Genomic DNA, 20,769 nt, shown 5'->3' with positions numbered 1-20,769 from the left:
TGCATGATCCGCCACATTTCAGGCGACGTCGGGCAAGGGGCGTGCGCTCCGCCGCAATGTCAGGAGCACGCCGATGCCCGCCGCGAGAGAGCAGGCGCCGAAGATGTGGAACACCGCAGCGGGGCCGACTGCCGCCGAAATCTCGCGCGCGATGAACGGGAAGGCGACTTGCACCGCGAACATCGCCGACATCGCCCAGCCAATGCCGCGCGCCATGTTTGTCGATGTGGCCGCGATATGCGCGTTGAGGTTCGGCGCGAAAATGGCAAGCCCGCACGACACCACGAACATGCCCGCCACGAACAACGGCAGCGACGTCGATAATCCGGCAACGAGCAGCCCGGCCCCTGACAGAACCAGCGTGGCGGTGAACAGGGCTATTGCCCCGAAGCGGGCATGGAGGCGGCCATAAAGACTGGTCATCATCAGTGAAGCGAGTGACATGACGCTGAGCGGAATGGCAGCAAGGCGCGGATCGGTCACGCCAATCGTCTTCAGGTAGAACGGCGCGAACATCGGGCCGACATACATCACCAGTCCGATGAAGCCGGCGAGCAGCAGGAGGACTGGCGCAACGCCCAGCCCCAGCCCCTTGCCCTGCGCCGCAGAAGCGGCCTTGCGAACTGTCGGTGCCGCCTTGGCCGGAAGCATCAGGGCCATGGGCACGACCACCAGCGCGACGAGGTGGATGAGAAAGGGCAAGCGCCAGCCGATTGCCGACAAGGCGCCGACTGCAGGAAAGGTCAGGATTGCGCCCACCGCCGAAACCATGGCGTTGCGCCCATACATGCGCGGCCGGATGGCGGCGTCGAGCGTGCCGATCCCGGCGAGGCCTGCGGTCATCGCGCCTGCCACGCACACACCCAGCAGTAGCCGCGTGAGCAGGATCACCGGCAGACTGTCCAGCACGAACGGCACGGTTCCGCACAAGGCAAAGGCGATCAGCGAGACGACATAGACCGGCTTGTAGCCCCAGCGCTCGATCATCCCGCCGATGATTGGCGAGCTGAGCGCAAAGGAGAAGCCGCTGGCCCCGCCGATCAGCTGGGCCAGCAGTTCGGCATTGGGATCATCGCCAAAGGCGGCAGCCACGCTTGGCAACGCAGGGCCGAGCGCGAACAGCCCGAGCATCGGGAAGTAGGAGCTGACAAGCAGCGCCCAGAGACCCACGCGCCCCGGCATTTGCGCGTCCGGTGCGCTTCCCTGCATTGTGTCCACTGCGCCTGGCTCCCATGATCCCGGCGGTCATCGTGTGACCGCCTGTTCCGTGCAGGCTACACCGCGCCGACCCCCTCGCGCCTACCGCCTGATATGGGCGCCGATTGCTGCGAAACACCTTCCTGCCCTGCGACAGGTTCCCGCTGCACCGCGCTTGCCAAGGTGTCGCCCATGTTTTCATCGGCCCTCGCCATAGGGTCGCAAGCAGCGACAAGGCCCCGCGATGACCACCAGCGACCGACCGATCTTCCGCCCGCTGACCGTGCGCGGGGTGACCTTGCGCAACCGCATCGTGATGTCGCCGATGACGCGGATGGCCTCGCCCGGAGGGGTGCCGTCCGAACCGATGGACGCCTATTACCGCCGCCGCGCTGAACACGGCGTCGGCTTGATCGTGACCGAAGGCATCGGCGTCGATCACCCCACCGCGCTCGGCTCGGGCTCGCTCGGCGAGGACAATATGCCCGAACTGCACGGTGATGCGGCGGTGGCGCGGTGGCGCGAGATCGTGGCAGGCGTACACCAGGCAGGCGGCGTGATCTTTCCGCAATTGTGGCATCAGGGACCGATCCGCGCGCACCGCACGGGCCCATATCCCGAACTGATGTCGTCGCGCCCTTCGGGTTTGTGGGGGCCGAGGGGCGGTTTCAGCACCGTGCCCGAACCCTACCTTGAAGATATGCTAGCACCTACCGCGCCGATGACCGACGAGGATATCGTCGATGTTATCGCAGGTTTTGCACGCAGCGCCGCCAATGCCCGCGCGACAGGCTTCGACGGAATCGCGGTTCACGGCGCGCACGGCTATTTGCCCGACGCGTTCTTCTGGCACGAAACCAACCGCCGAGACGATCGCTGGGGCGGCACTGCCTTGCGCGAACGCGCGCGTTTCGGGGCCGAACTGGTCAAGGCGATCCGCGCCGAAGCGGGTGATATGCCGATCATGTTCCGCTATTCGCAGTGGAAGCAGCAGGATTACGATGGCCGCCTTGCCCAGACACCGGCAGAGCTTGAGGGCCTGCTCGGCGCGCTGGCCGACGCTGGCGTCGATATTTTCGATGCCAGCACGCGCTATTATCACCATGCCGCCTTCGCAGGCTCGCCGCTGACGCTGGCCGGGTGGACGCGCAAGCTGACCGGCAAGACGACCATGGCAGTTGGCGGCATCGGTTTGCTCAACGAATTGAAGGACAGCTTTGCCGGCGAAGTCGGCACGGTGAACAACGTGCCCGATGTGGAACAGCGGATCGAGGCAGGCGAGTTCGACCTTGTCGGCGTGGGTCGTTCGCTGATCGCGGACCCGGCCTGGGCCGAAAAGGTCCGTGCGGGCGAGCCGTTCGAACCATTCCATCCGCGCGTTCTTGCCGCGATTCACTGAAGCATACGGGAGAAGCGGCGTGGGACGTCTCGAAGGCAAGGTGATCCTGATCAACGGCGCAGGATCGGGTATCGGCGCGGCCTGCGCGCTTGAATATGCGCGGCAGGGGGCGAAAGTCGTTGTCGGCAGCCAGAGCCGTTCGTCGGAAAAGGTCGCGGCGCGGATCACCGGTGAAGGGCTTGAGGCCAAAGCCTTCTCCGCCGATATATCGGACGAGGATCAGGTCCGCGCGATGGTCTCCTTCACGCTCGACAGCTATGGCCGGATCGATGTGCTGCACAACAATGCGGCGATGACCGGGCCTGAGATCATCACGCGCGATGTAGACGTGATCAACATGGATGGCGATCTTTGGGACCGGACGATGGCGGTCAACGTCAAGGGGCCGATGTTCTGCGCCAAGCACGTGATCCCGCACATGATCGCGCAAGGCGGCGGATCGATCATCACCACCGGTTCGACCAAGGCATTGCAGGGCGATATCGCGCAGACGGCTTATGGCGCGTCCAAGGTCGCGGTGCACAATCTGACCTACAACATCGCCGCGCAGTATGGAAAACTGGGCATTCGTGCCAATGTGCTGATGGTCGGCCTGATCATATCGGGCGCGACCGAGGACAACATGCCGCCGCCGGTCCGCGAGGTGATGCTGCGTCATATGCTCACGCCATTCATCGGCACGCCCGAGGATTGCGCCAAGGCGGCGGTGTTCCTCGCCTCTGACGAATCGCGCTATACCAACGGGCAGAACCTGCATGTCGATGGCGGCTATGCCAGCCACGCGCCGTCACTGGCCGATTTCCGCGACATGATCGCGGCGATGCAGGGTGGCGCGGCGGCCTGACCCGCCCTCAGTGCTTCAGCAGATCGCCCCGGTCGCGTTGTGCGGTGCCTGCTGCTGCGATGCGCGCGCGGGCGCGTTCTTCGCCGGCGAGATCGGCTGATGCGGGGTGATGCACGGCGTCTTCGGTCATGCGTTCGGTCAGGATATCCCAGCAGGTGACCGCTAGCGCCGCTTGATCGATGAACGGACATTCGCGCAAGGCATTCGAGCGCCAGTGTGCGCGCGCCGCATCGTCGGAAAGGCGCCAGATGCCGACGTGGTCGTGCTCGGGGCTGAATTCGACGAGTTGGCCGTGACCGTCAAAGCCGAGCAGCGCGCCGGTGATGATGCCCTCTTCGCGGAAGCGGGCGGGCAGATAGGTGTCGTTGTACCAGTCGCGGAAATGGGCTTCCTCGCCCGGTTTCGCCTTGATCTGTTCGACCACCACGCTGCCGGTCTGGAACGTGCGCGGGGACTTGTCGCGGTATTGCAGCGGGTAATAGTGGAAGTCGTCCATGCGCGACATGTCGATGGAATCCTCGACCATCATGCGCGTTGTCAGGGCATTGTCGATATGCTCCTGGACGAAGCGTTCAGCATCGAAGACTTCGTACAGCGCGAGATACTTGGCAAAGAACTGCCCGCCGGGAAATTCCTGCACCTGTTCGCCCGACAGACTGAAGCGCTGCTGCGCGATGGAGCCGCGAAAGCGCAGCGCATCGCGCGTGTGGATATGGGTATACCAGTCGTTGAAATCGTCGTCGCGGCCCTCGGCCGGGTTGGTGAAGACGACCAGCAGCGCTTCGATCATGGTTTCTCTCCCGCCCGGTTCAGGCGCCCGTGAAGAAGGTCAGCGGCGCGCCCATCGCACCGGCCCAGCTGCGCGGCTGCTTGCCGTCGATATCCTTGATGCCGTACTTCACGCCAAGATCCGCGCCGATCAGCGCCTTGCCCGACAGGGACTTGCGCTCAGGATCGGCGAGCAGGCCCGCGATCACCAGCCCGGTGAACTCCGGCGTTTCGAACTCGGGCAACATCGCGCGCAGCGGTTCGGGGAAATATTCGTCGGGGATCATCTTCGATTCATCGGTGCGGACATAGCCCGGCCAATAGGACACGATCGAAACATCGGTCCCGGCAAAATCGATTGCCATGTCATGGACCATCTTGTCGGTCCCGGCCTTGGCCGCGCCATAGGCAGGGCCGCAGAAATACGATGAAGCGCCGTAGAACGAGATGTTGGCGATCAGCGATGCGCCGGTGCGGATCATCAACGGCGCGGCATAATAGGCCGCCACATAATCGGATCGCAGCCCGACCACGAGCATATCGGCCAGCTTGAGATCCTTGTCCCAGAATGCGCCCGGTGTCGCCAGTTCCTGCCCATAGACCGCCGCTGCATTGTTGACGAGCAGGTCTAGCCGGCCCTGCTCGCGCTCGATCCGCTCGACCACCGCCTTGACTTGCGCGTCATCGCGGTGGTCGCAGACGATAGCGATGCCCGTCCCGCCAGCGGCTGTGACTTCGGCAGCGGCGGCATCAAGCGCCTCTTCGCTGCGCGCGGTCAGGTAAACGATCATGCCCTTTGAACCGAGCGCACGCGCCGTCCCGCGGCCCACGCCCTTGCTCGCTCCGGTCACCAGCGCCACGGTCTTGGTCATAGAGTCCTCTTCCACATTGGTCTGCGGCAGATCGCTGCCAACCTTGCGAAAGGGCTAAGCCTCGGCGCTCGCACACGGTCCTCCCGCCCGATAGGGGCACTGCGCCATACCGTGCGCGGGAGGCGTCAGGTCAGGTCAGATCGGGTCCGGCCTCGGTGCCTTCGAGTATCTCGGCCCAAGTGCGCGTGAGATGGAGCGAGGCGATGTACCACTGGTCATCTGTCAGCACATAAGTCTCGTGATAGTGGCCGCGCCCGTGGATATGGAAGCCCGGCATTCTGACGACGTCTTCCATTGCCCAGATTGCTTTGGCGCTGGTGGGCGAGGTAACCGTGATGATCGGGGCGTGGACCTGATGCACGGTATCGGCAGGATCGAGCAATTGCGGCATGAACGCGCGGATCGCGGCGCGCCCGGTGATGCGCGGCATCGGGTTGGGCGCTCGCCCGCGCGTTGAGACCGACTGGTCCACATCGAGGATCGCGTCCTCGGTGAACAGGCCCGCGTAAAGGTCCCATTCCTTCAGGTCGATGTGGTAGCAATAGCGCGCCTTCAGGTCCTTGATCGCCTCGCGGATGCCGAGTTCTTCCAGTTTCACAGGTCTTGTCTCCGATTCAGCCGAGCGCGCGGATCAGCGCCCCGGTATCGTGATCCTCGAACGCCGTGGTCAGGCGCAGGTGGTTGAGAACGCTGATTTCCCAGCCATAATTAGCAATATTGGTGGTGAGCCAGCCGATATAGACGCCCCACACCAGGCAGCGCCGGTATTCATCCCAGGTCTCGTCCCAGCCGGGCATTTCGGCCACGCCGTGCGCCTTCAACCGGTCCAGGTAGAAGGCGAGCAGGTCGCGTTCGTTGTCGCGGCGCACGTCGATCGGCAGAGCGGTCGTGATCAGGTAGTTGACGTCGTGCATGTGGTGCCCGCGCACGGTCAGCTGCCAGTCGAGCAGCCCGGCGCGACCACCCGGCAGGAGGTAGGTGTTGCCGATGTGCGTGTCGCCGTGGAGCACGGTGTGCGGCAAGGTCTGCTGGTGCTGGTGCAGGCGGGCAACCCCGCGCCGCAACTCGTCGCCCGAGGTGCGCAGACGCGCTACCATTTCGCGCTTGAAGTTCTCGGTGTCGATTTCATGCTGGATCGCGCCGGGCACGAATTCGTGCATGAATGTGGCGAGTTCGCCCTGGGTATGGGTTTCAAGGAAGGCAAGATCGGTAGCGAAGCGCGGCGATTGCCAGTAGCGAGCGTGGAGCCGCGCCAGTTCCTCAAGGATCGCCCGGACTTCGTCAAGCGTCGTCCTGGAGAGCACGTTGGGGAAGCGCGCGCCGTGGTCGGTCAGGTCGCCGAGCAGCAGCGCGAAGGCCTGCGTTGCAGGATCATACGACCCCCCGAGCGTGAACGGGGCCTCGATGTCGGTCACTTCCGGCCGCAGCACGTTATAGAAGCGCACTTCGTTCTGGTACAGCGGCCCGATCATGAAATCGGGCGAGCGGCCCAGTTTGAGCACCAGATTGCGCGGCAGGCCTGCGGGTGATCCGGGGGCGTATTCCACATCCAGAAACGCGCGCGCGGCGGTGGAGACCATGCCATCTCCATAGCGCCTGGCATCCTTCACGCGGACATTTGCGATCCGCACGTCGGGTCGCCATGGGGCGATGATTGCGTTGAGCAGATCGGCGTCATAGGCTTCCGGATCGAATGGAATGCCCTGTGGCGGGATGATGCCGTTTGGCGGGGTGGCTGTCATCGCGGGTTCTCCTGGAAAAGGTGCATCAGCAGATCATCGCGCCGTCGATCAGGAATTCGGCGCCGGACACATAGCTGGCATCGTCCGACGCGATGAACACGACCACGCGCGAGAACTCGTCGGCCCCGCCGACCCGCCCCAGCGGGATCAGCGCGGCGGCGTTCTCGCGCACGGCGGGCACCAGCGCGGGCGTTTCGATGGCGCCAGGTGTCAGCGTGACCACGCGGATATTGTCGGGGCTGAGTTCCTTGGCGCCAAGCTTGGTCATGCCGCGCACGCCCCATTTGGACACGCCGTAGGCGAAATATCCGGGCAGGCTGGTGAAGGCAAGACCCGAGGCGATATTGATGATCACACCGCCGCCATTGTCCTTCATCGGCCCGCGCACCGCCTTCATGCCCAGAAAAGAGCCGATGATGTTCACGTCGAGCATCCGCCGCATGAAGGCCAGATCGGTGTTGTCGAAAGTGTCGGACTTGGTAAGGCCGGCGTTGTTGACGAGTACGTCGATCTTGCCGAACGTGGCGAGAGTCGTTTCGATCACGCGGGCCCAGCCCGCTTCGTCGGCCACATCATGCTCGATGGCGATGGCCGATGGGCCGATTTCGGCGGCAAGCTGGCGGCAGGCGTCGCCGACGATGTCGGTTATCACCACTTTCGCACCCTCGGCGGCGAACATGCGTGCTTCTTCGGCGCCCATTCCGCTGCCCGCGCCGGTGATGATCGCAACTTTGCCTGCAAGCTTCATTCCGGTGACCTTTTCGTGAGGCTTCAATTGAGCGTGGCGTGCGAGCCGCCATCGACGCGGTAATTGGTGCCGGTGATGTAGGAGGCGTGGGCACTCGCGACGAAGCAGATGACCGCCGCGATTTCCTCTACCCGCCCGGTGCGGCTGACGAGGCTGCGCCACTGTTTGGCAAAGCGGCGTTCGAGCGCGGCGATGTCGGTCTCCTCCCAGCCATTGGCCTTGCCGATCATTGGCAGGTTGGAGCGCAGCGCCTCGGTCAGGACATTGCCGGGACTTACCGTGTTGACCGTGATCCCGGTATCGGCGAGCGATTTGGCAAGGCCGACCGACAAGTTGACCAGCGCGGCCTTGGACGGACCGTAAGTCGGGAATTCTGGCGGCGGTTCGGTATATGCACCGCTGGCGATGTTGATGATCCGGCCCCAGCCTGCCGCCTTCATGCCGTCGACGCTGGCGCGGATCGTGCGCACGGCGGCGATGACGTTGGCGTCATACGTTGCGGCCCATTGCGCAGGCGTCGCGTCGGTCCATACCGGGGCGAAGGGTTCGTACTGGCCGAGATTGTTGACGAGAATGTCGATCCCGCCGAACGCCGCGTGGGCGGCGCGCATCACCGCTTCGGCGCCGTCGTCGCTGGCAAGATCGCCCAGCGCGATGGCGGCGCTGCCGCCTGCCGCCACGATGGCATCGCGCACGGCTTCGGCGCGCCCGGCGTTACGGCCATTGATGATGACGGAAACGCCCTCGGCGGCGAGCATCGTGACCGTCGCGGCGCCGATGCCCGAGGTGCTGCCCGTCACCAACGCGCGCTTGCCTGCTATTCCCAGGTCCATCCCGTCGTCCCAAAACTTGTGTCTTTGACAGGCGTGGCCCCTTGCGAGCGCTTCTCCGCCTATCCTTGGACTGGCGGCGTTATTGCGCGGCGGTCCGCGCGGCCTCGGCGTCGTTCGCGGCGGCTTCGGACACGGCGGCCAGATGCTTGCACAATGCTTCCTGTTCGCCGAACTGGACGATCTTCTTCGCCCCGCTTTCCATGACTTCCTGCTGCTGGACCAGCGCGAGGTTGTCTTCCATCAGCGTATCGCGGTTGAGCGCGAGCGAATATTGCACCGCGAACTGGTTGCGCAAGGATTGCGGGCGCTCGAAATGGTAGACCGCTTCCCAATAGCACTTGTCCGGCGCAATCGGCCAGAAGCGGTGCAGCCACCAGCCGCCCAATGACATGTGGAAGATGAAGTGCGGGTAAAGCACATACTGGTCGTTGCCCCAGAGGTTCGACCGGATCGGATTGATGTCGGGATGGCTGGCGAAAGTCTCTTCCGGTTTGTCCTGCGCGCCGGTGTCGGCGATCACCATCTGCTGCGCGTTCATGAACGAGAACGCCTGCACCAGCTTCTCGGGCGACAGCGCGAATTCCGGATTGCGCGGGACCGAGTTCATCCGGTGCGCGCCGAGAAATTCGGTATGCAGCGGGTGGACAAAGGGGTTTTCCGCCGAGGACAGCATCTTGGAAACCGTGCGCGAATGGAGCGCGCGCACGTGATAAGCCTCGCACTGCGCCTCGATTGCCAGCTTCCAGTTGGCATCGATCATCGATCCGACGCGCGCGGTATAGGGATAGCTGCCGAACGGCACGTCCTTCAGCCGCTCAGCCACCGGGCCGAGGAAGTCGGCAAGCGATTGCGTGCCCTGGGCATCGAGGTTGACGAAGATCATCCCCTCCCAGCTGTCGCACCGCACCGGGGTGAGGCCGCTTGCCTGCTTGTCGACGTGGGGGAAGCAGCCTTCATCGGGAATGTGGAGGAGGTCGCCCGCCGAATCGAACATCCACGCGTGATAGGGGCATGAAAACTTGCCGCCCCGGCCTTTGTCGTCCCACACCAGCTTCATCCCGCGGTGCGAGCAGATGTTGTGAAAGGCGCGGACGACCATATCTTTGCCGCGCACGATCAGGATGGACGAGGAGCGCACTTTCACATCACGAACGATCCAGTCGCCCGCATTGGGGATTTCCGATGTTTCGGCGATGTTGAGCCAGACCCGGCCGAAAATCTCGCGTTCGGCGTCGAAACGCTCCTGCGAAGTGTAGACGGAGAGATCGACCTGGCCGGTTTCCATGATGAACGCGTCCGGCATCATGGGGCCGGTGCCAAGGTCGAACGGTCGATAAACCGGCTGTTCCATTCCCACGCTGCTCTCTCCTGTCCGGGCCATTATTATGCACGGTTCCTATAGGGCCTGCCGCCGCCCTTGCCCAACCCTGTGGCTTGACGGATCGTCCAACAGACAGGCTTCAGACCATGCCTTCGCCCGGCCTGCCGGCCTTCTTGGTCAATTGCGCGGTATCGAAGTATTCCTCGCCGCGCACGACCAGCCCGTCCTTGATCCGCGCAATGAAGCAATAGGGCGATGTAATGGCTTTGCCGTCCAGCATCCCGGTCATCGTCGCCTGGAGCACGAAGCCGTCCTCGGTCACCGTGATGCGGGCGTTTTCGTTCTTCTGATTCTGGAAAATCGCATGGGCAGCCTTCAGCGTCTCGATGAATTCGGCGCGCGTCCGGTCCTGCGGGTCGAAATTGTACCACATCACGAAATCGTCATGGAGGATGGTCTGGAACTTGTCGGTATCGTGTTCCTCGGACACTGTGGCCCAGAACTGGCCCAGACGCAGCGCCTCATCGCGGTCGACCGCCATCATCCCTCTCCTTTTTTGTCTTCTGTCTCGCCATTACAGTCCTAGCGGTGCGCGCCCGGGGAACCTGTCCCCGGGCAGGCCACGCCGAGGCGAGCGAAGGCCTCAGTTCGCGGCGGCGAGGTCGGCGGCGCGCTTGCGGGCGGCGTCAATGCCCCGCACCAGCGCGGTGGTATTGCCGGCACCGGCATAGAACAGCATGAGCAGTTTCATTTCCTCGAATTGCTCGTCGGTGATCTCGCCGTTGACGATGGCACCCGCGATCTGGATCTCGAGAAGATCGGCGCGGCCAAGCATAGTGGTTGCGCCAATCACCATAAGCCGCTTGTCGCGGATCGACAGCGCGCTTGCCCCCCAGATGTCGCCGAACAGATGCTCGACCGTTTCGTCGAGGTAGGGCGAGCGCGGCGCGGCTTCGACCATTGCGGACGATCCCTTGCCATAGACGGCGTCGAACACTTCGATGCCCTTGGCCCACTTGTCGGTCATTCCTGCATCTCCCGTCCTTGATGTGATGAAGTGGCGCCAGGCCTTCCGGACCTTGCGCGGTGCGTCCTGCTCCAATCTATCAAGCAGGGTCGCCCCTGTCGAAAGATGGGTTTTGGCGACCCCGGAATTCCTTACCAAGGCTGACGCCGCGAGTGTGTCGGCAATTGCAGGGTTAAATAATGCATGGAATCGCGCAACTACTGTCTGACCGGGGTGCTTGCACCATGGCGGGCGTGTGGCTTGCGCAGTCCCGCTCGCCCCGCAAGTGCCGGTCATTGCGCGGCAAAGCCGCAAAACCAATCGAACGAAATTGCTGTTTCACGACGGTCAATGGCAGAATGCCTACAAAGTTCCGCATGCACGATTTCGCATGCCTCACCTATGATCGCCGTCGTGACTAGCATGCTCTGATGCGACGCGGACGGGTCCGACTTAGGCCGGACATCACCGTTCGCGGTTCGCAATAAAACTGCCGGGTACGCCAATACCCGAGCGTCAAATGGGAGGGATTACCGTGATGAGGATTTCAACGTACAATCGGATTCTGCTGTCGACGGTTGCACCGGTCGCGGCGTTTGCGATTTCCGGCGCGGCACACGCGCAGGCAGCCCAGACCGCCACGCAGACGGAAAGCGAAGCATCGTCGGGCGGCATCGCCGACATCGTCGTGACCGCACGCCGTCAGAGCGAAAATCTCCAGACCGTCCCGGTCGCGGTTACCGCACTGAGCACCGAAAAGCTTGAAGAGCGCCAGGTTCTGCAGGTCACCGACCTTGCCCGCACCGCGCCAAGCCTTTCGATCGGCACCGGCGGTACCGGCCCGGCCACCATCGTCTACCTCGCCATTCGCGGCCAGGCGCAGAACAGCCCGAACTCCTATTCGGACGCTGCTGTCGGCATCTATATCGACGGCGTCTATGTCGGCCGTCCGATGGTCGGCAACCTCGGCTTCCTCGACGCGGCCGGCGCCGAAGTGCTGCGCGGTCCGCAGGGCACCCTGTTCGGTCGCAACACGACCGGCGGCGCGCTCAACCTGACCACCCAGCAGCCCAAGCTCGATGTGACCGAAGGCTACATGAAGGTCGGCTTCGGCAACTATTCGCAGAAGGCCATCGAAGGCGTCGTCAACCTGCCGCTCACCGATGAGCTGGGTGTGCGTCTTGCCGGTCGTTACAACGATCGCAATGGCTACTTCCCCAACCTGTCGACCGGCGGTGCCAATGGCGGCATCAAGGGTGAATACTACGCTCGTGGCTCGCTCAAGTGGGCGCCAAGCTCGGTTCCGCTGACGCTGAATCTGTCGGGCGATTACATGAACTATCGCGACACCGGCAACCCGGTTGCGGTTTCGGCGATCAACCCCGCCGGTCCGATGGCCTCGTTCTACGGTATCTCGCAGGGCGTTCGCGCCGGGCTCATTCCGGGCAATGCGCCGATCCCGCTTTCGGCAACCTTCTCGGTTCCTGCATCGACCTTCGCGAACTTCTCGAAGGGTCCGATCGGCCCGATCACCCAGTATCTCAACACCGAGTTTGCGACCGCTGCCCAGCAGGCAACGCTGCTTTCGCGCGATTGGCGGGTCAACTACTCCGCGCCGTTCACCGGCGTGAAGGCGATCGACGACAGCGGCACCTTTAACGAGGCTTACTCGCTCTCGGGCAATCTCTCGGTTGATGTGGGCGATCTGACCGTCAAGTCGATCACCGGCTATCGTAACTCGAACACCACCAGCAACCTCGACCTGCTGGGCACCAACACCGGTGCAGGCGCGTTCGTCAGCCGCTACAAGCAGCACCAGTTCAGCGAAGAACTGCAGATCTCGGGCAAGACCGGAAATCTCCAGTACATCTTCGGCGGCATCTATTTCCGTGAAGCTGGTACCGAGCAGTCATCATCGTCGATCTTCTACGGGACGCCGATTGCAACCGGCGGCGACAACACCTTTGGTTCGTTCGTATCGACCTCGAAGGGTCTGTTTGCGCAGCTCTACTACAACGTGTCCGACTCCGTTCGCCTCACCGGCGGTCTGCGCTACACGTGGGATACGCGTGAAATCGATCGCCAGGGCACCACGCCGTTCATCCCCCGTCCCGGCCAGGTGCTCACCTGTCAGGCTGGTGTGAACGCAGGCAAGCCGACACCAAACGGTGCTGCTGCTCCGAACAGCGGTTGCCATGATCGTGCATCGGCCAGCTTCAAGTACCCTGCATGGACCGCAGGCATCGACGTGAAGCTGTCGCCCGACATCTTCGTTTATGCCAAGACCAGCGGCGCTTCGAACTCGGGCGGTTTCAATGCCCGTCCGGTGCCGCCGCCGTATTCCAGCTCGTTCAAGCCGGAAGCCGTTCGCGACGTCGAAGCCGGTATCAAGGGTGAGTTCTTTGATCGCCACCTGCGTACCAACCTCGCCGTGTTCCATGCATGGCAGTCGGACGTGCAGCGCATCATCAACGCCACGTTCGTCGATGCGACCGGTGCCACGCGCCTGACCCAGTTCGTGACCAACGCCGGCAAGGCCAAGACCTACGGCTTCGAATTCGAAGGCACGGTCATCCCGTATCAGGGTCTGGAAATCGGCGGCAGCGTCGCTTACCTGCACGCCCGCTATGTGGCTGGCAGCCGCTTCGAATCGCAGATCGTGAACGGTGCTACGGTTCAGGTCGACCGCTCGGGTGAACCCATCACCCAGGCGCCGAAGTGGACCGCCAACGTCTCGGCGACGCAGACCATCGAAATGGAAAGCGGCGATCTGAAGCTCCACGCCGACTATTCCTACATCGGTTCGCGTTACTTCGACTTCTTCACGACCGGCGACCCGAAGCAGGCCGCTGCCGTGGCGATCGCCAACGAAGCATCGCGTGTCCGTGCTTATGGCCTGGTCAACCTGCAGGCGAGCTTCACCTTCAAGGAACCCGCCATCGAACTGACCGTCTGGGGCCGCAACGTCGGCAACAAGGCGAACTTCACCAACGTGTTCAACAGCTATACCGGCCTTGGCGCCACCGTGCAGTTCCAGGGTGCCCCGCGCACTTACGGTGCAACGGTCAAGTACAGCTTCTGATCTGATCTGAACTGAAGACATGAAGCGGCGGTCGCCTGGTGCGGCCGCCGCTTTTGTGTGCGGTGGGCAAAGGCCTGAAACGGCGAGAACACCCTGTCTTCCGGCATGTTGCAAGCCGGGTCTCGCGCCTAATCTCTCCGGCAGAGCGCCGATGCCGTCGGCATCGCGCGAAGAGGGGGAGTGATCCAGACATGAGAAACGGCGCACTGAAACTGAGCGTTTTTGCCGGCCCGCTATGGGGAACGCTGTTCTTCATCGCCCTGTGGCCGCTGATGCATATCTTTCCGCCATACAGCCCGATGAACAGTGCGGCGCAAGTTGCCGCCCATGTGCGCGAATACCAGACTGGCTACCTCGTCGGCGGCATCCTGCTGATGACGGCCTCGGCTATCGTCTGGCCGTTCATCGCGATCATCCTGCTCTATCTCAAGAAGATCGAGCGCGGTTTTCCGTTGTGGACCACCGTAACGGCGCTGGTGTTCACCTACGGCCAGGTCACCGTGTTCCTCTGCGGCCTTGCCTTCACCATGGCGGCGTTCCGGCCCGATGCATCGGACGAGCTGATCCGCGCTTGGAGTGACCTCGGCATGTTCCTGCTGGTCATTCCCGCAATCCCCGGCACGACGCAGTACCTCGCCACGGGCGCGATTATCCTGCAGGATGATCGGCCTCGTCCGATCCTGCCGCGCTGGTATGGCTATCTCAACATCTGGACCGGCATTCTCAGTGCGCCGGGCGCGGTAGTCGGCCTGTTCAAGATTGGTCCATTTGCGTGGAACGGGGTTGCCGCGTTCTGGATTCCGGCGGTCGTCTTCGGGGTGTGGATTACCGCGACCCAGGTCGTGCTGCTCTCGGCAATCAAGCGCAATGCGCTGCAGGACGATCAGCCTTGAACGGCGCTGACAGCGATACGCCTAACCTCTCCGGGCATGTGCCCGGAGAGCCTGGCCTGTGGGTGCTGATTTTCGGAGACCTGCTGGTCTTCGGCGTGCTGTTCGTAACTTATGCCGTTGAGTTTGCGACCAACGGCGCGGCGGTTCACCTGTCGCAGATCAAGCTCGATCGCGGGCTTGGCCTTGCCAATACGGCGCTGCTGCTGACGAGTTCGTGGTGCATTGCGCACGCCGTCATCGCGGCGCGAAAAGGTCTGCCCCATGTTCGGCGGTTTATCTGGGCCGCGACGGCACTCGGCGTAGGCTTCGTCGGCGTGAAGGTTGCCGAATGGAGCCACCACATCGGCAATGGCGATACGCTCAACAGCAGCAGCTTTTTCACGTTCTATTTCATGTACACCGGGATTCACCTGCTGCACGTGCTGATCGGACTTGGCGTGCTGACCTGGCTTGGCCTGCGCTGCGCGCCCGATGGCCGCTGGCCGGGATCTTTCGCCACGCTGGAGGGCAGCGCAGTGTTCTGGCACCTCGTGGACTTGCTCTGGGTGATGATCTTCGCGCTCATCTACCTGCTGCGATAGGGGGCCGGCATGACCTGGTATTCTAAACGCCTGACCCTGTTCTGGCTCGTGCTGGTGGCAGTCAGCGTGCTGTCGTTTGAATCGTCGCTGTTCGGATCGCGCTATGCCGCTGCGATCGTGATCGTGATCGGCCTGATCAAGGCGAGCATCGTTGGGCGCGAGTTCATGGAAATCCGCGCCGCGCCGCTGATCCTGCGCTTGCTGTTCCTCGCATGGACCCTCATCCTTGGCGCCGCGCTGCTGGGGGTCGTCTACGGGTTGCGGCCCTGATCGAAGCACAAAAAAGGGGGCGACCTGTGCGGGCCGCCCCCATTGTTTGCGTTTCGCGCCCGGGATCAGTGGGTGATCTGCGCCTTCATCGTCTTTGCGTCGGTGACGTATGAGACCATTTCGAGGAAGCTGTACCACTTGCCGTCGACGCGGCGCATGCAGTCGCTCTGGCGCAGTGCGACATTGCGCTTCGATCCGTCCTTCATCGTCAGGGTCAGTTCCTGCGTATCGATCTGCACGCCGAACGAGCCATCGGAATCGACCTCGAACATCGGCATCGTCAGTGAAATGCCGGTATAGCTTCCCATGATCGGGGCATAGAAATCGGCAATTTCCTTTTTGCCGATCACCGCCTTGGGGCTGAACGCATCGTAGAGCAGAGTGTCGTCGCCGGGTCCGTAGTAGTTCATCAGCTTGTCCAGCCCCACCGAAGCGCCGCCAACGTCCATGAACTCCTTGATTTCGGCCTTGGCCTTTTCCGGCGTGGTCGAAATCGGGGCGAGCGGCTGCGCCGACCAGGTCAGCGTGCGCGCCTGGATCGGTGCATTGGTCAGCGCATTCATCGTGGCGGGATCGACCGGGAATGACAGGTGCTGTTGCACCACGCGCCACTTCCCATCGATCTTCTTGAACGCATCGAGCACGCGCACATTCATGGCAAACTTTGTGCCGTCCTTCATCACGGTGTTATAGGCGACCTGGCTTGCCGCGCAGCCGAACGTGCCGTTGGTCGCCACGATCATTTCGGGCGTGGTCTTCTCCATCGACTTGATCGCGCCCAGTTGCGGCGCAAATCCGGCTCGGATTTCGGCCTTGCCCCGGAAGATGCCGGGGGCAAACAGGTCGAGCACGGTGGCATCGTCGGCGTAGTGTGGCAGCACCTTGTCGATATCGAGTTCGGTGGCGAGGATTTCCTCGACTTCCTTGATCGCGGCGACATCTGCCGGAGCGTTGAAGGTGGGTTTTGGCGTCGATTCGGCGCAGGCGCCCGCTCCCGTAATCAGGGCCAAGCCTGCCGCCGTGGACAGGAACCGGATAGCTTTCATCGTGCGTTCTCTTCTTCTGTCAGGAGGTGGGGGCCGATCAATGATAGGCCTGCATGAAGCCGCCATCGGCGACGATATATTGCCCGGCGATATAGCCCGCATCCTGCGAACACAGGAACGCCACGAGCGAACCGACTTCCTCGGGCCGCCCGAACCGGTTGGCGGGAATGCGGCGCAGGAACGCTTCCATGAACGGTTCGAACTCCATGCCCGCATCGGCGGCGCACTGTTCGAAGAACGCGCCATAGGCCTTGCCGGTATCGATGAAACCCGGCGCCACGGTGTTGACCGTGATGCCGAAGGGGCCAAGCTCGTCGGCAAGGCTGCGGCTGAGGCCGAGGCCTGCGGGCCGCACGACATTGGCGAGCACGTAATCGAAATTGAGCACCGAGGCGCGCGCGGGCGATTTGGCCGCGCCCGAACCGATCGTCACGATCCGGCCCCAGCGGCGCTCTTTCATTGCAGGCACGACCGCGCGGGCGAAATGGCGGAAGGCCTTGACGATATTGGCGTAAGCCTCGTCGAAATCGCTGTCATCAAAGGCATCGAACCCGCCCGAGGGCGGCGCAACGGGGGTGAAGATGGCAATGTCCGGCGCGGCGAAGGCCTTGGCCGCCTCTGCGGCGATATAGGCGTAGGCTTCGAGATCGGTGAGGTCGGCAGAAACGCCGACGGCCTCTCCGCCCTTCGCCGCAATTGCGGCGACAGTGGCATCAAGCCCCGCCTGCCCGCGCGCGACGACCACCACCTTGGCGCCATTTTCGCCAAGGCGTTCGGCAACGACTCTGCCCATGCCCATCGTGCCGCCGGTGACCAGCGCCACTTTGCCTTTGATTCCAAGATCCATCGCTTTGTTCACTCTTTCAAGGCGCGCGCATGGCGCATCATGGGTTGGCGAGCGCAGGCCCCTTCCCTGCGCCCACCCCAAGGTGTCAGGCGAAAGCCAGTGCAGGATCGCCGACGCGGTCCATTCGGCCATCGAGCAGCGGTTCGACCTTCATCAGCGCGAGGTGATCCTCGGCCGCGCCCGGACCGGCAATGATCAGGCACTGGCGCAGCAGGCGGCGGTGCATCAGGCGCAGCAGTTCGGCGTCACGCTCAGGCCCGGCGGTGCGGATGAGGTCCACCAGCAGCTTGTCCGCCTCGATCAGATCGGCGGGGCGCTTGCCCAGAACCACGGCGAGTTCATCAAGGTCGGCATCCTCGGCCCAGCGGCGATAGCGCGCCTGATTGAGGAGATATTCCGGCACACTGGCAAGGATGCCGCGCTGCCAGCTGGCGAAAGTCTCGCTCAAGGGCAGGCGGTGAAGGTCGGCGGCTAGCTTGCTCAGCGCCATTTCCTCCAGCGGTGAGGGACGCGGATCGGGCAGGCTCAGGTCGTCCAGTTCGATACCTTCGACTTCGGCCAGCGCCTCGAGCATGCGCCGCCCGATGAACGCACATTGCACGGCGGCTTCCACCCAGTCGCCCCCGGCATCGGTGCGCGACAGCGCGAACAGTGGGCCGAAGTAGCCGACGCCGAGGAAGGCGACGGTGTGGTAGGCGATCACCCCCAGATCGAGCGGTTCGCCCAGCGCCTTTTCATAGTGCCGGAACAGCGAAGGCAGATCGCCCATGTTCTCGACCGGATGGCGCCCACGGAAGCAGGCGAGATCGTGGAGGTGATCGCCGAGATGGCCGATTTCCACATCGATCACGCACGTCAGGTCAGGCCCGTCGGACAGGAACTGGCCGCAATCGCCGGTGACCAGCGAGATGCGGCTGCGGTGCTGCGGCACGTTGCGGCGCAGCCAGCGCGTGGCAAATTCCATCGGCGGATCGACGATGCCCTGCTCGTCATACATTGCCTGAAAGCGCTCGTAATGCTGCAGCGCCAGTTCGGTCGGGCCTTCGGGCTTGCTGCAGCCGATGGCTTCCAGCGCCGGGACCGGAATCTTGTGCATGGCCGCCAGCTGCTCCATGTACTGCAGCGAAGCCGACCAGCGATCGGGCGTCATCGTCGATGCGCTCTCGACTGCTTCCATGACCAGCCCGGGATCGCGGCCACCGCGCACCCAGTCCATCACGATAGCGGGCGGATCGTTGCAGAAGCCGCGCTGCGGCGGCACGGGAATATCGTGCGCAGCCAGAACGTTGAGCAGGTTCATTTCATGGACGTGGAGATAGGGATGCGCCGCCCACACGCGGTCTGCCTTGAACAGGTATTCGCGCACCTCGCCCGCGTCTTCCATGCTCACCCGCCACACCGGACGCCAGCGGCGCTGCCGTTCGACCCGGGTAACCTTGCCGCCAAGGTTGGCTTCGGCCCACAAGGTAATGCGTTCGAGCTGGTCCGCGCTTTCGGATGCGCCGCGATTTGTGGGATCTTGCGATTCAGCCATCATGCTCTCCATCATGTGGCGCCGCCGTAGCGGAACCATCGTTATGACAATGGGATACGCAACGCAGGCATGGGCGCTTCCTACCAAAGGGCGGGACATCGCCCCGAACCGCCGTGCCTTATTCAAAGCCGATCGGATAATCGGCCCCCCGCTGGAAAAGGGCTGACCGGTTTGGGAGACACCTGATGGTACCGAAATTCTGCCGTATGGCCTGGCGCGTCGACGATATGGACAGCTTCACCGCGCAAATGGGCGCGCTGCTCGGCCTGAAATTCTTTGCGCCGGGGATCATTGCCGAACTCTACCCCGACGCCGGGTTCAAGGTGATGTTCGGCGAGCACGGCGTGGAGCCGATCCAGCCGGGGCCGGAAGGCCTGCCCTTTGCCGAGGGTGACCCCTTGATCGAGATCGCGGTGGATGTCGCCGATGCGGAATCGGTGCTCGCGCGAATGACGGCGGCGGGGCACTTGCCCATCGCTACCAGCTATCTGCCGGTGCCCAAGGTCAACGAATACCTGTTCGGCCCGGATTTTCACGGCATCAAGTTCCTCGCCTGCACCGAAGGGGTGAACGAGGCGCAAGTCCGTTCGGAACTGCCGTTTGACGCGCTCGACGATGCCGCTCCGCCCAAGATCGGCTGCATGACCGTGGTCTCGCCCGATATCGACGCGCTGGCCGCCGACCTGACAAGGTTCTTCGACATGGAATTTCGGGAAACGGACCCGGCGGGCCTTGGTGCGCGGGCCCTTTGCGGCACGCACCGCGTTCGCCTGATCGAAGGGCCGACGGCGCTGCTGGACGGGACCGAGGGCGCGCTCGCATCCGTCGACATGATGCATCACGACGTTGAAGGCGCGCGCGCAAGGCTCGAAGGTGCCGGATTTGCGGTGCGCCATACCCGTGCGCTCAAATCGGGCGGACACGCCTATTATTTCGGGCCGACCGTCGCGGGCTTGCCGCTCACGCTCTACCCGCAAGCTGCGGATGCCGAAATGCTCGGACTTGGGTAACTTGTGGCGCCGGGCGAAGCACACCGCCCGGCGCTGCCCTGATCAGAATACCTCGTGCGAGGAATAGACGTGCACGCGCGCGGCATTGGCGCGGGGTGATTGTTCGAGCAGAAACATCACCGCGCCCGCAATATCGTCGGGGTCGAGCGCGGGGATATACGTGTCCCACGCGGGCTTGCCGTCGGCTTTCATCGGCTCGAAAATTTCGGTGCTGGTGGTGCCCGGCGCAACCATGCCGACTTTCACGCCGGTGCCGGCAAGCTCGATCCGCAATGCGTCGGTGAACATCTCGAGCGCGCGCTTCAGCCCGCCGTAAATGCCCGTGCCCACTGCGGTGATATTGGCGCCAAGGCTGGAAATGTTGACGATATGGCCTCGCCCCGCCGCCTTCATCGCGCGGGCAAAAAGGTAACAACTGCGCACCACCGATTCGTAGTTGATGGCGATCATCGGCTGCAAGTGCGCGAGATCGAACTCCTCGATGGAACCCACGTGGAGGACGGCGGCGTTGTGGACCACGATATCGGGCGTGCCGTAGTTTGCCGTAACATGATCGAGCAAGGCCTGCGGAGCGTCGGGGACCGCGAGGTCGATGGCAAAATAGCCAGTCTTGCCGCCAAGCTCCTGCGCCAGTGCCGCCAGCCGGTCTTCGCGCCGCGCGGCCAGCACCACCGTCGCCCCGGCAGCGGCTAGCCTGCGCGCAATGGCTTCGCCAATTCCGGCAGAAGCGCCGGTGACAACTGCAATCTTTCCATCAAGCGATGCCATGATGCGTG

At 63.3% G+C, this 20,769-nt stretch carries 21 protein-coding genes; 7 read left to right on the top strand and 14 right to left on the bottom strand.

The window, feature by feature from the left end:
• Positions 1–18: 18 nt before the first annotated feature.
• Positions 19–1,209: an MFS transporter gene (locus tag RM192_RS17095; protein WP_311508847.1), complete on the bottom strand. Its 1,191-nt coding sequence runs from the start codon at positions 1,207–1,209 to the stop codon at positions 19–21.
• A gap of 232 nt (positions 1,210–1,441) precedes the next feature.
• Here RM192_RS17095 and RM192_RS17090 point away from each other — a divergent pair, with 232 nt between their 5' ends.
• Together RM192_RS17090 and RM192_RS17085 are read left to right on the top strand one after the other, a co-directional pair.
• On the top strand, positions 1,442–2,596 hold the full coding sequence (locus RM192_RS17090; RefSeq protein ID WP_311508846.1) for a 12-oxophytodienoate reductase: 1,155 nt from the start codon (positions 1,442–1,444) through the stop codon (positions 2,594–2,596).
• Positions 2,597–2,615: 19 nt separating this feature from the next.
• A complete protein-coding gene (locus tag RM192_RS17085; RefSeq protein ID WP_311508845.1) occupies positions 2,616–3,440 on the top strand; it encodes an SDR family oxidoreductase in 825 nt (274 codons plus the stop codon).
• A 7-nt stretch (positions 3,441–3,447) separates the two neighbouring features.
• On the opposite strand, the gene RM192_RS17080 is transcribed toward RM192_RS17085, so the two are convergent.
• From RM192_RS17080 to RM192_RS17040, 9 genes are all read right to left on the bottom strand, one after another.
• Positions 3,448–4,230 carry a hypothetical protein gene (locus RM192_RS17080; protein WP_311508844.1) on the bottom strand — a complete coding sequence of 261 codons (783 nt, stop codon included), beginning with the start codon at positions 4,228–4,230 and terminating at the stop codon, positions 3,448–3,450.
• A gap of 19 nt (positions 4,231–4,249) precedes the next feature.
• Positions 4,250–5,080: an SDR family NAD(P)-dependent oxidoreductase gene (locus tag RM192_RS17075; protein WP_311508843.1), complete on the bottom strand. Its 831-nt coding sequence runs from the start codon at positions 5,078–5,080 to the stop codon at positions 4,250–4,252.
• Between the two features lie 130 nt (positions 5,081–5,210).
• Positions 5,211–5,678, bottom strand: coding sequence for a nuclear transport factor 2 family protein (locus RM192_RS17070; protein ID WP_311508842.1), 468 nt, complete (start codon positions 5,676–5,678; stop codon positions 5,211–5,213).
• Positions 5,679–5,694: 16 nt separating this feature from the next.
• Positions 5,695–6,822, bottom strand: coding sequence for a phosphotransferase (locus tag RM192_RS17065; protein ID WP_311508841.1), 1,128 nt, complete (start codon positions 6,820–6,822; stop codon positions 5,695–5,697).
• 25 nt (positions 6,823–6,847) lie between these two features.
• Positions 6,848–7,570, bottom strand: a complete 723-nt coding sequence (locus RM192_RS17060; RefSeq protein WP_311508840.1) for a glucose 1-dehydrogenase — start codon at positions 7,568–7,570, stop codon at positions 6,848–6,850.
• A gap of 23 nt (positions 7,571–7,593) precedes the next feature.
• Positions 7,594–8,403: an SDR family NAD(P)-dependent oxidoreductase gene (locus RM192_RS17055; protein WP_311508838.1), complete on the bottom strand. Its 810-nt coding sequence runs from the start codon at positions 8,401–8,403 to the stop codon at positions 7,594–7,596.
• 79 nt (positions 8,404–8,482) lie between these two features.
• Positions 8,483–9,754: an aromatic ring-hydroxylating dioxygenase subunit alpha gene (locus RM192_RS17050; RefSeq protein ID WP_311508837.1), complete on the bottom strand. Its 1,272-nt coding sequence runs from the start codon at positions 9,752–9,754 to the stop codon at positions 8,483–8,485.
• 109 nt (positions 9,755–9,863) lie between these two features.
• Positions 9,864–10,265: a nuclear transport factor 2 family protein gene (locus RM192_RS17045; RefSeq protein ID WP_311508836.1), complete on the bottom strand. Its 402-nt coding sequence runs from the start codon at positions 10,263–10,265 to the stop codon at positions 9,864–9,866.
• Positions 10,266–10,367: 102 nt separating this feature from the next.
• On the bottom strand, positions 10,368–10,751 hold the full coding sequence (locus RM192_RS17040; RefSeq protein ID WP_311508835.1) for a carboxymuconolactone decarboxylase family protein: 384 nt from the start codon (positions 10,749–10,751) through the stop codon (positions 10,368–10,370).
• A 517-nt stretch (positions 10,752–11,268) separates the two neighbouring features.
• Between RM192_RS17040 and RM192_RS17035 the strand changes: the two genes are divergently transcribed.
• From RM192_RS17035 to RM192_RS17020, 4 genes are all read left to right on the top strand, one after another.
• Entirely contained in the window at positions 11,269–13,812 is a 2,544-nt protein-coding gene (locus RM192_RS17035) for a TonB-dependent receptor (protein ID WP_311508834.1), read from the top strand.
• Between the two features lie 191 nt (positions 13,813–14,003).
• Entirely contained in the window at positions 14,004–14,705 is a 702-nt protein-coding gene (locus RM192_RS17030; RefSeq protein ID WP_311508832.1) for a hypothetical protein, read from the top strand.
• The gene (locus RM192_RS17025) at positions 14,702–15,286 is read left to right on the top strand and encodes a cytochrome c oxidase subunit 3 (protein ID WP_311508831.1); all 585 of its coding nucleotides are present in this window, start codon (positions 14,702–14,704) and stop codon (positions 15,284–15,286) included. Before RM192_RS17030 ends, RM192_RS17025 begins: the two co-directional genes overlap by 4 nt.
• Before the next feature lie 9 nt (positions 15,287–15,295).
• Positions 15,296–15,556, top strand: coding sequence for a cytochrome C oxidase subunit IV family protein (locus RM192_RS17020; protein WP_311508830.1), 261 nt, complete (start codon positions 15,296–15,298; stop codon positions 15,554–15,556).
• 65 nt (positions 15,557–15,621) lie between these two features.
• On the opposite strand, the gene RM192_RS17015 is transcribed toward RM192_RS17020, so the two are convergent.
• From RM192_RS17015 to RM192_RS17005, 3 genes are all read right to left on the bottom strand, one after another.
• Positions 15,622–16,602, bottom strand: coding sequence for a nuclear transport factor 2 family protein (locus tag RM192_RS17015; RefSeq protein WP_311508829.1), 981 nt, complete (start codon positions 16,600–16,602; stop codon positions 15,622–15,624).
• A gap of 37 nt (positions 16,603–16,639) precedes the next feature.
• Positions 16,640–17,449 (bottom strand): SDR family oxidoreductase, encoded by an 810-nt coding sequence (locus tag RM192_RS17010; protein WP_311508828.1) that lies wholly within the window; start codon positions 17,447–17,449, stop codon positions 16,640–16,642.
• Between the two features lie 85 nt (positions 17,450–17,534).
• The gene (locus RM192_RS17005; protein ID WP_311508827.1) at positions 17,535–18,983 is read right to left on the bottom strand and encodes a hypothetical protein; all 1,449 of its coding nucleotides are present in this window, start codon (positions 18,981–18,983) and stop codon (positions 17,535–17,537) included.
• A gap of 185 nt (positions 18,984–19,168) precedes the next feature.
• On the opposite strand from RM192_RS17005, the gene RM192_RS17000 reads away from it, so the two are divergent.
• Entirely contained in the window at positions 19,169–19,993 is an 825-nt protein-coding gene (locus tag RM192_RS17000; RefSeq protein ID WP_311508826.1) for a hypothetical protein, read from the top strand.
• Positions 19,994–20,035: 42 nt separating this feature from the next.
• Here the strand turns inward: RM192_RS17000 and RM192_RS16995 are convergent, their stop codons facing one another.
• Positions 20,036–20,761: an SDR family oxidoreductase gene (locus RM192_RS16995; RefSeq protein WP_311508825.1), complete on the bottom strand. Its 726-nt coding sequence runs from the start codon at positions 20,759–20,761 to the stop codon at positions 20,036–20,038.
• Positions 20,762–20,769: the final 8 nt, after the last annotated feature.

It is taken from the genome of Novosphingobium sp. MMS21-SN21R, from assembly GCF_031846015.1.
Classification (GTDB): Bacteria; Pseudomonadota; Alphaproteobacteria; order Sphingomonadales; family Sphingomonadaceae; genus Novosphingobium.
The sequence above is the reverse complement of the archived record's forward strand: the minus strand, read 5'-3'. Positions and strand labels throughout refer to the sequence as shown.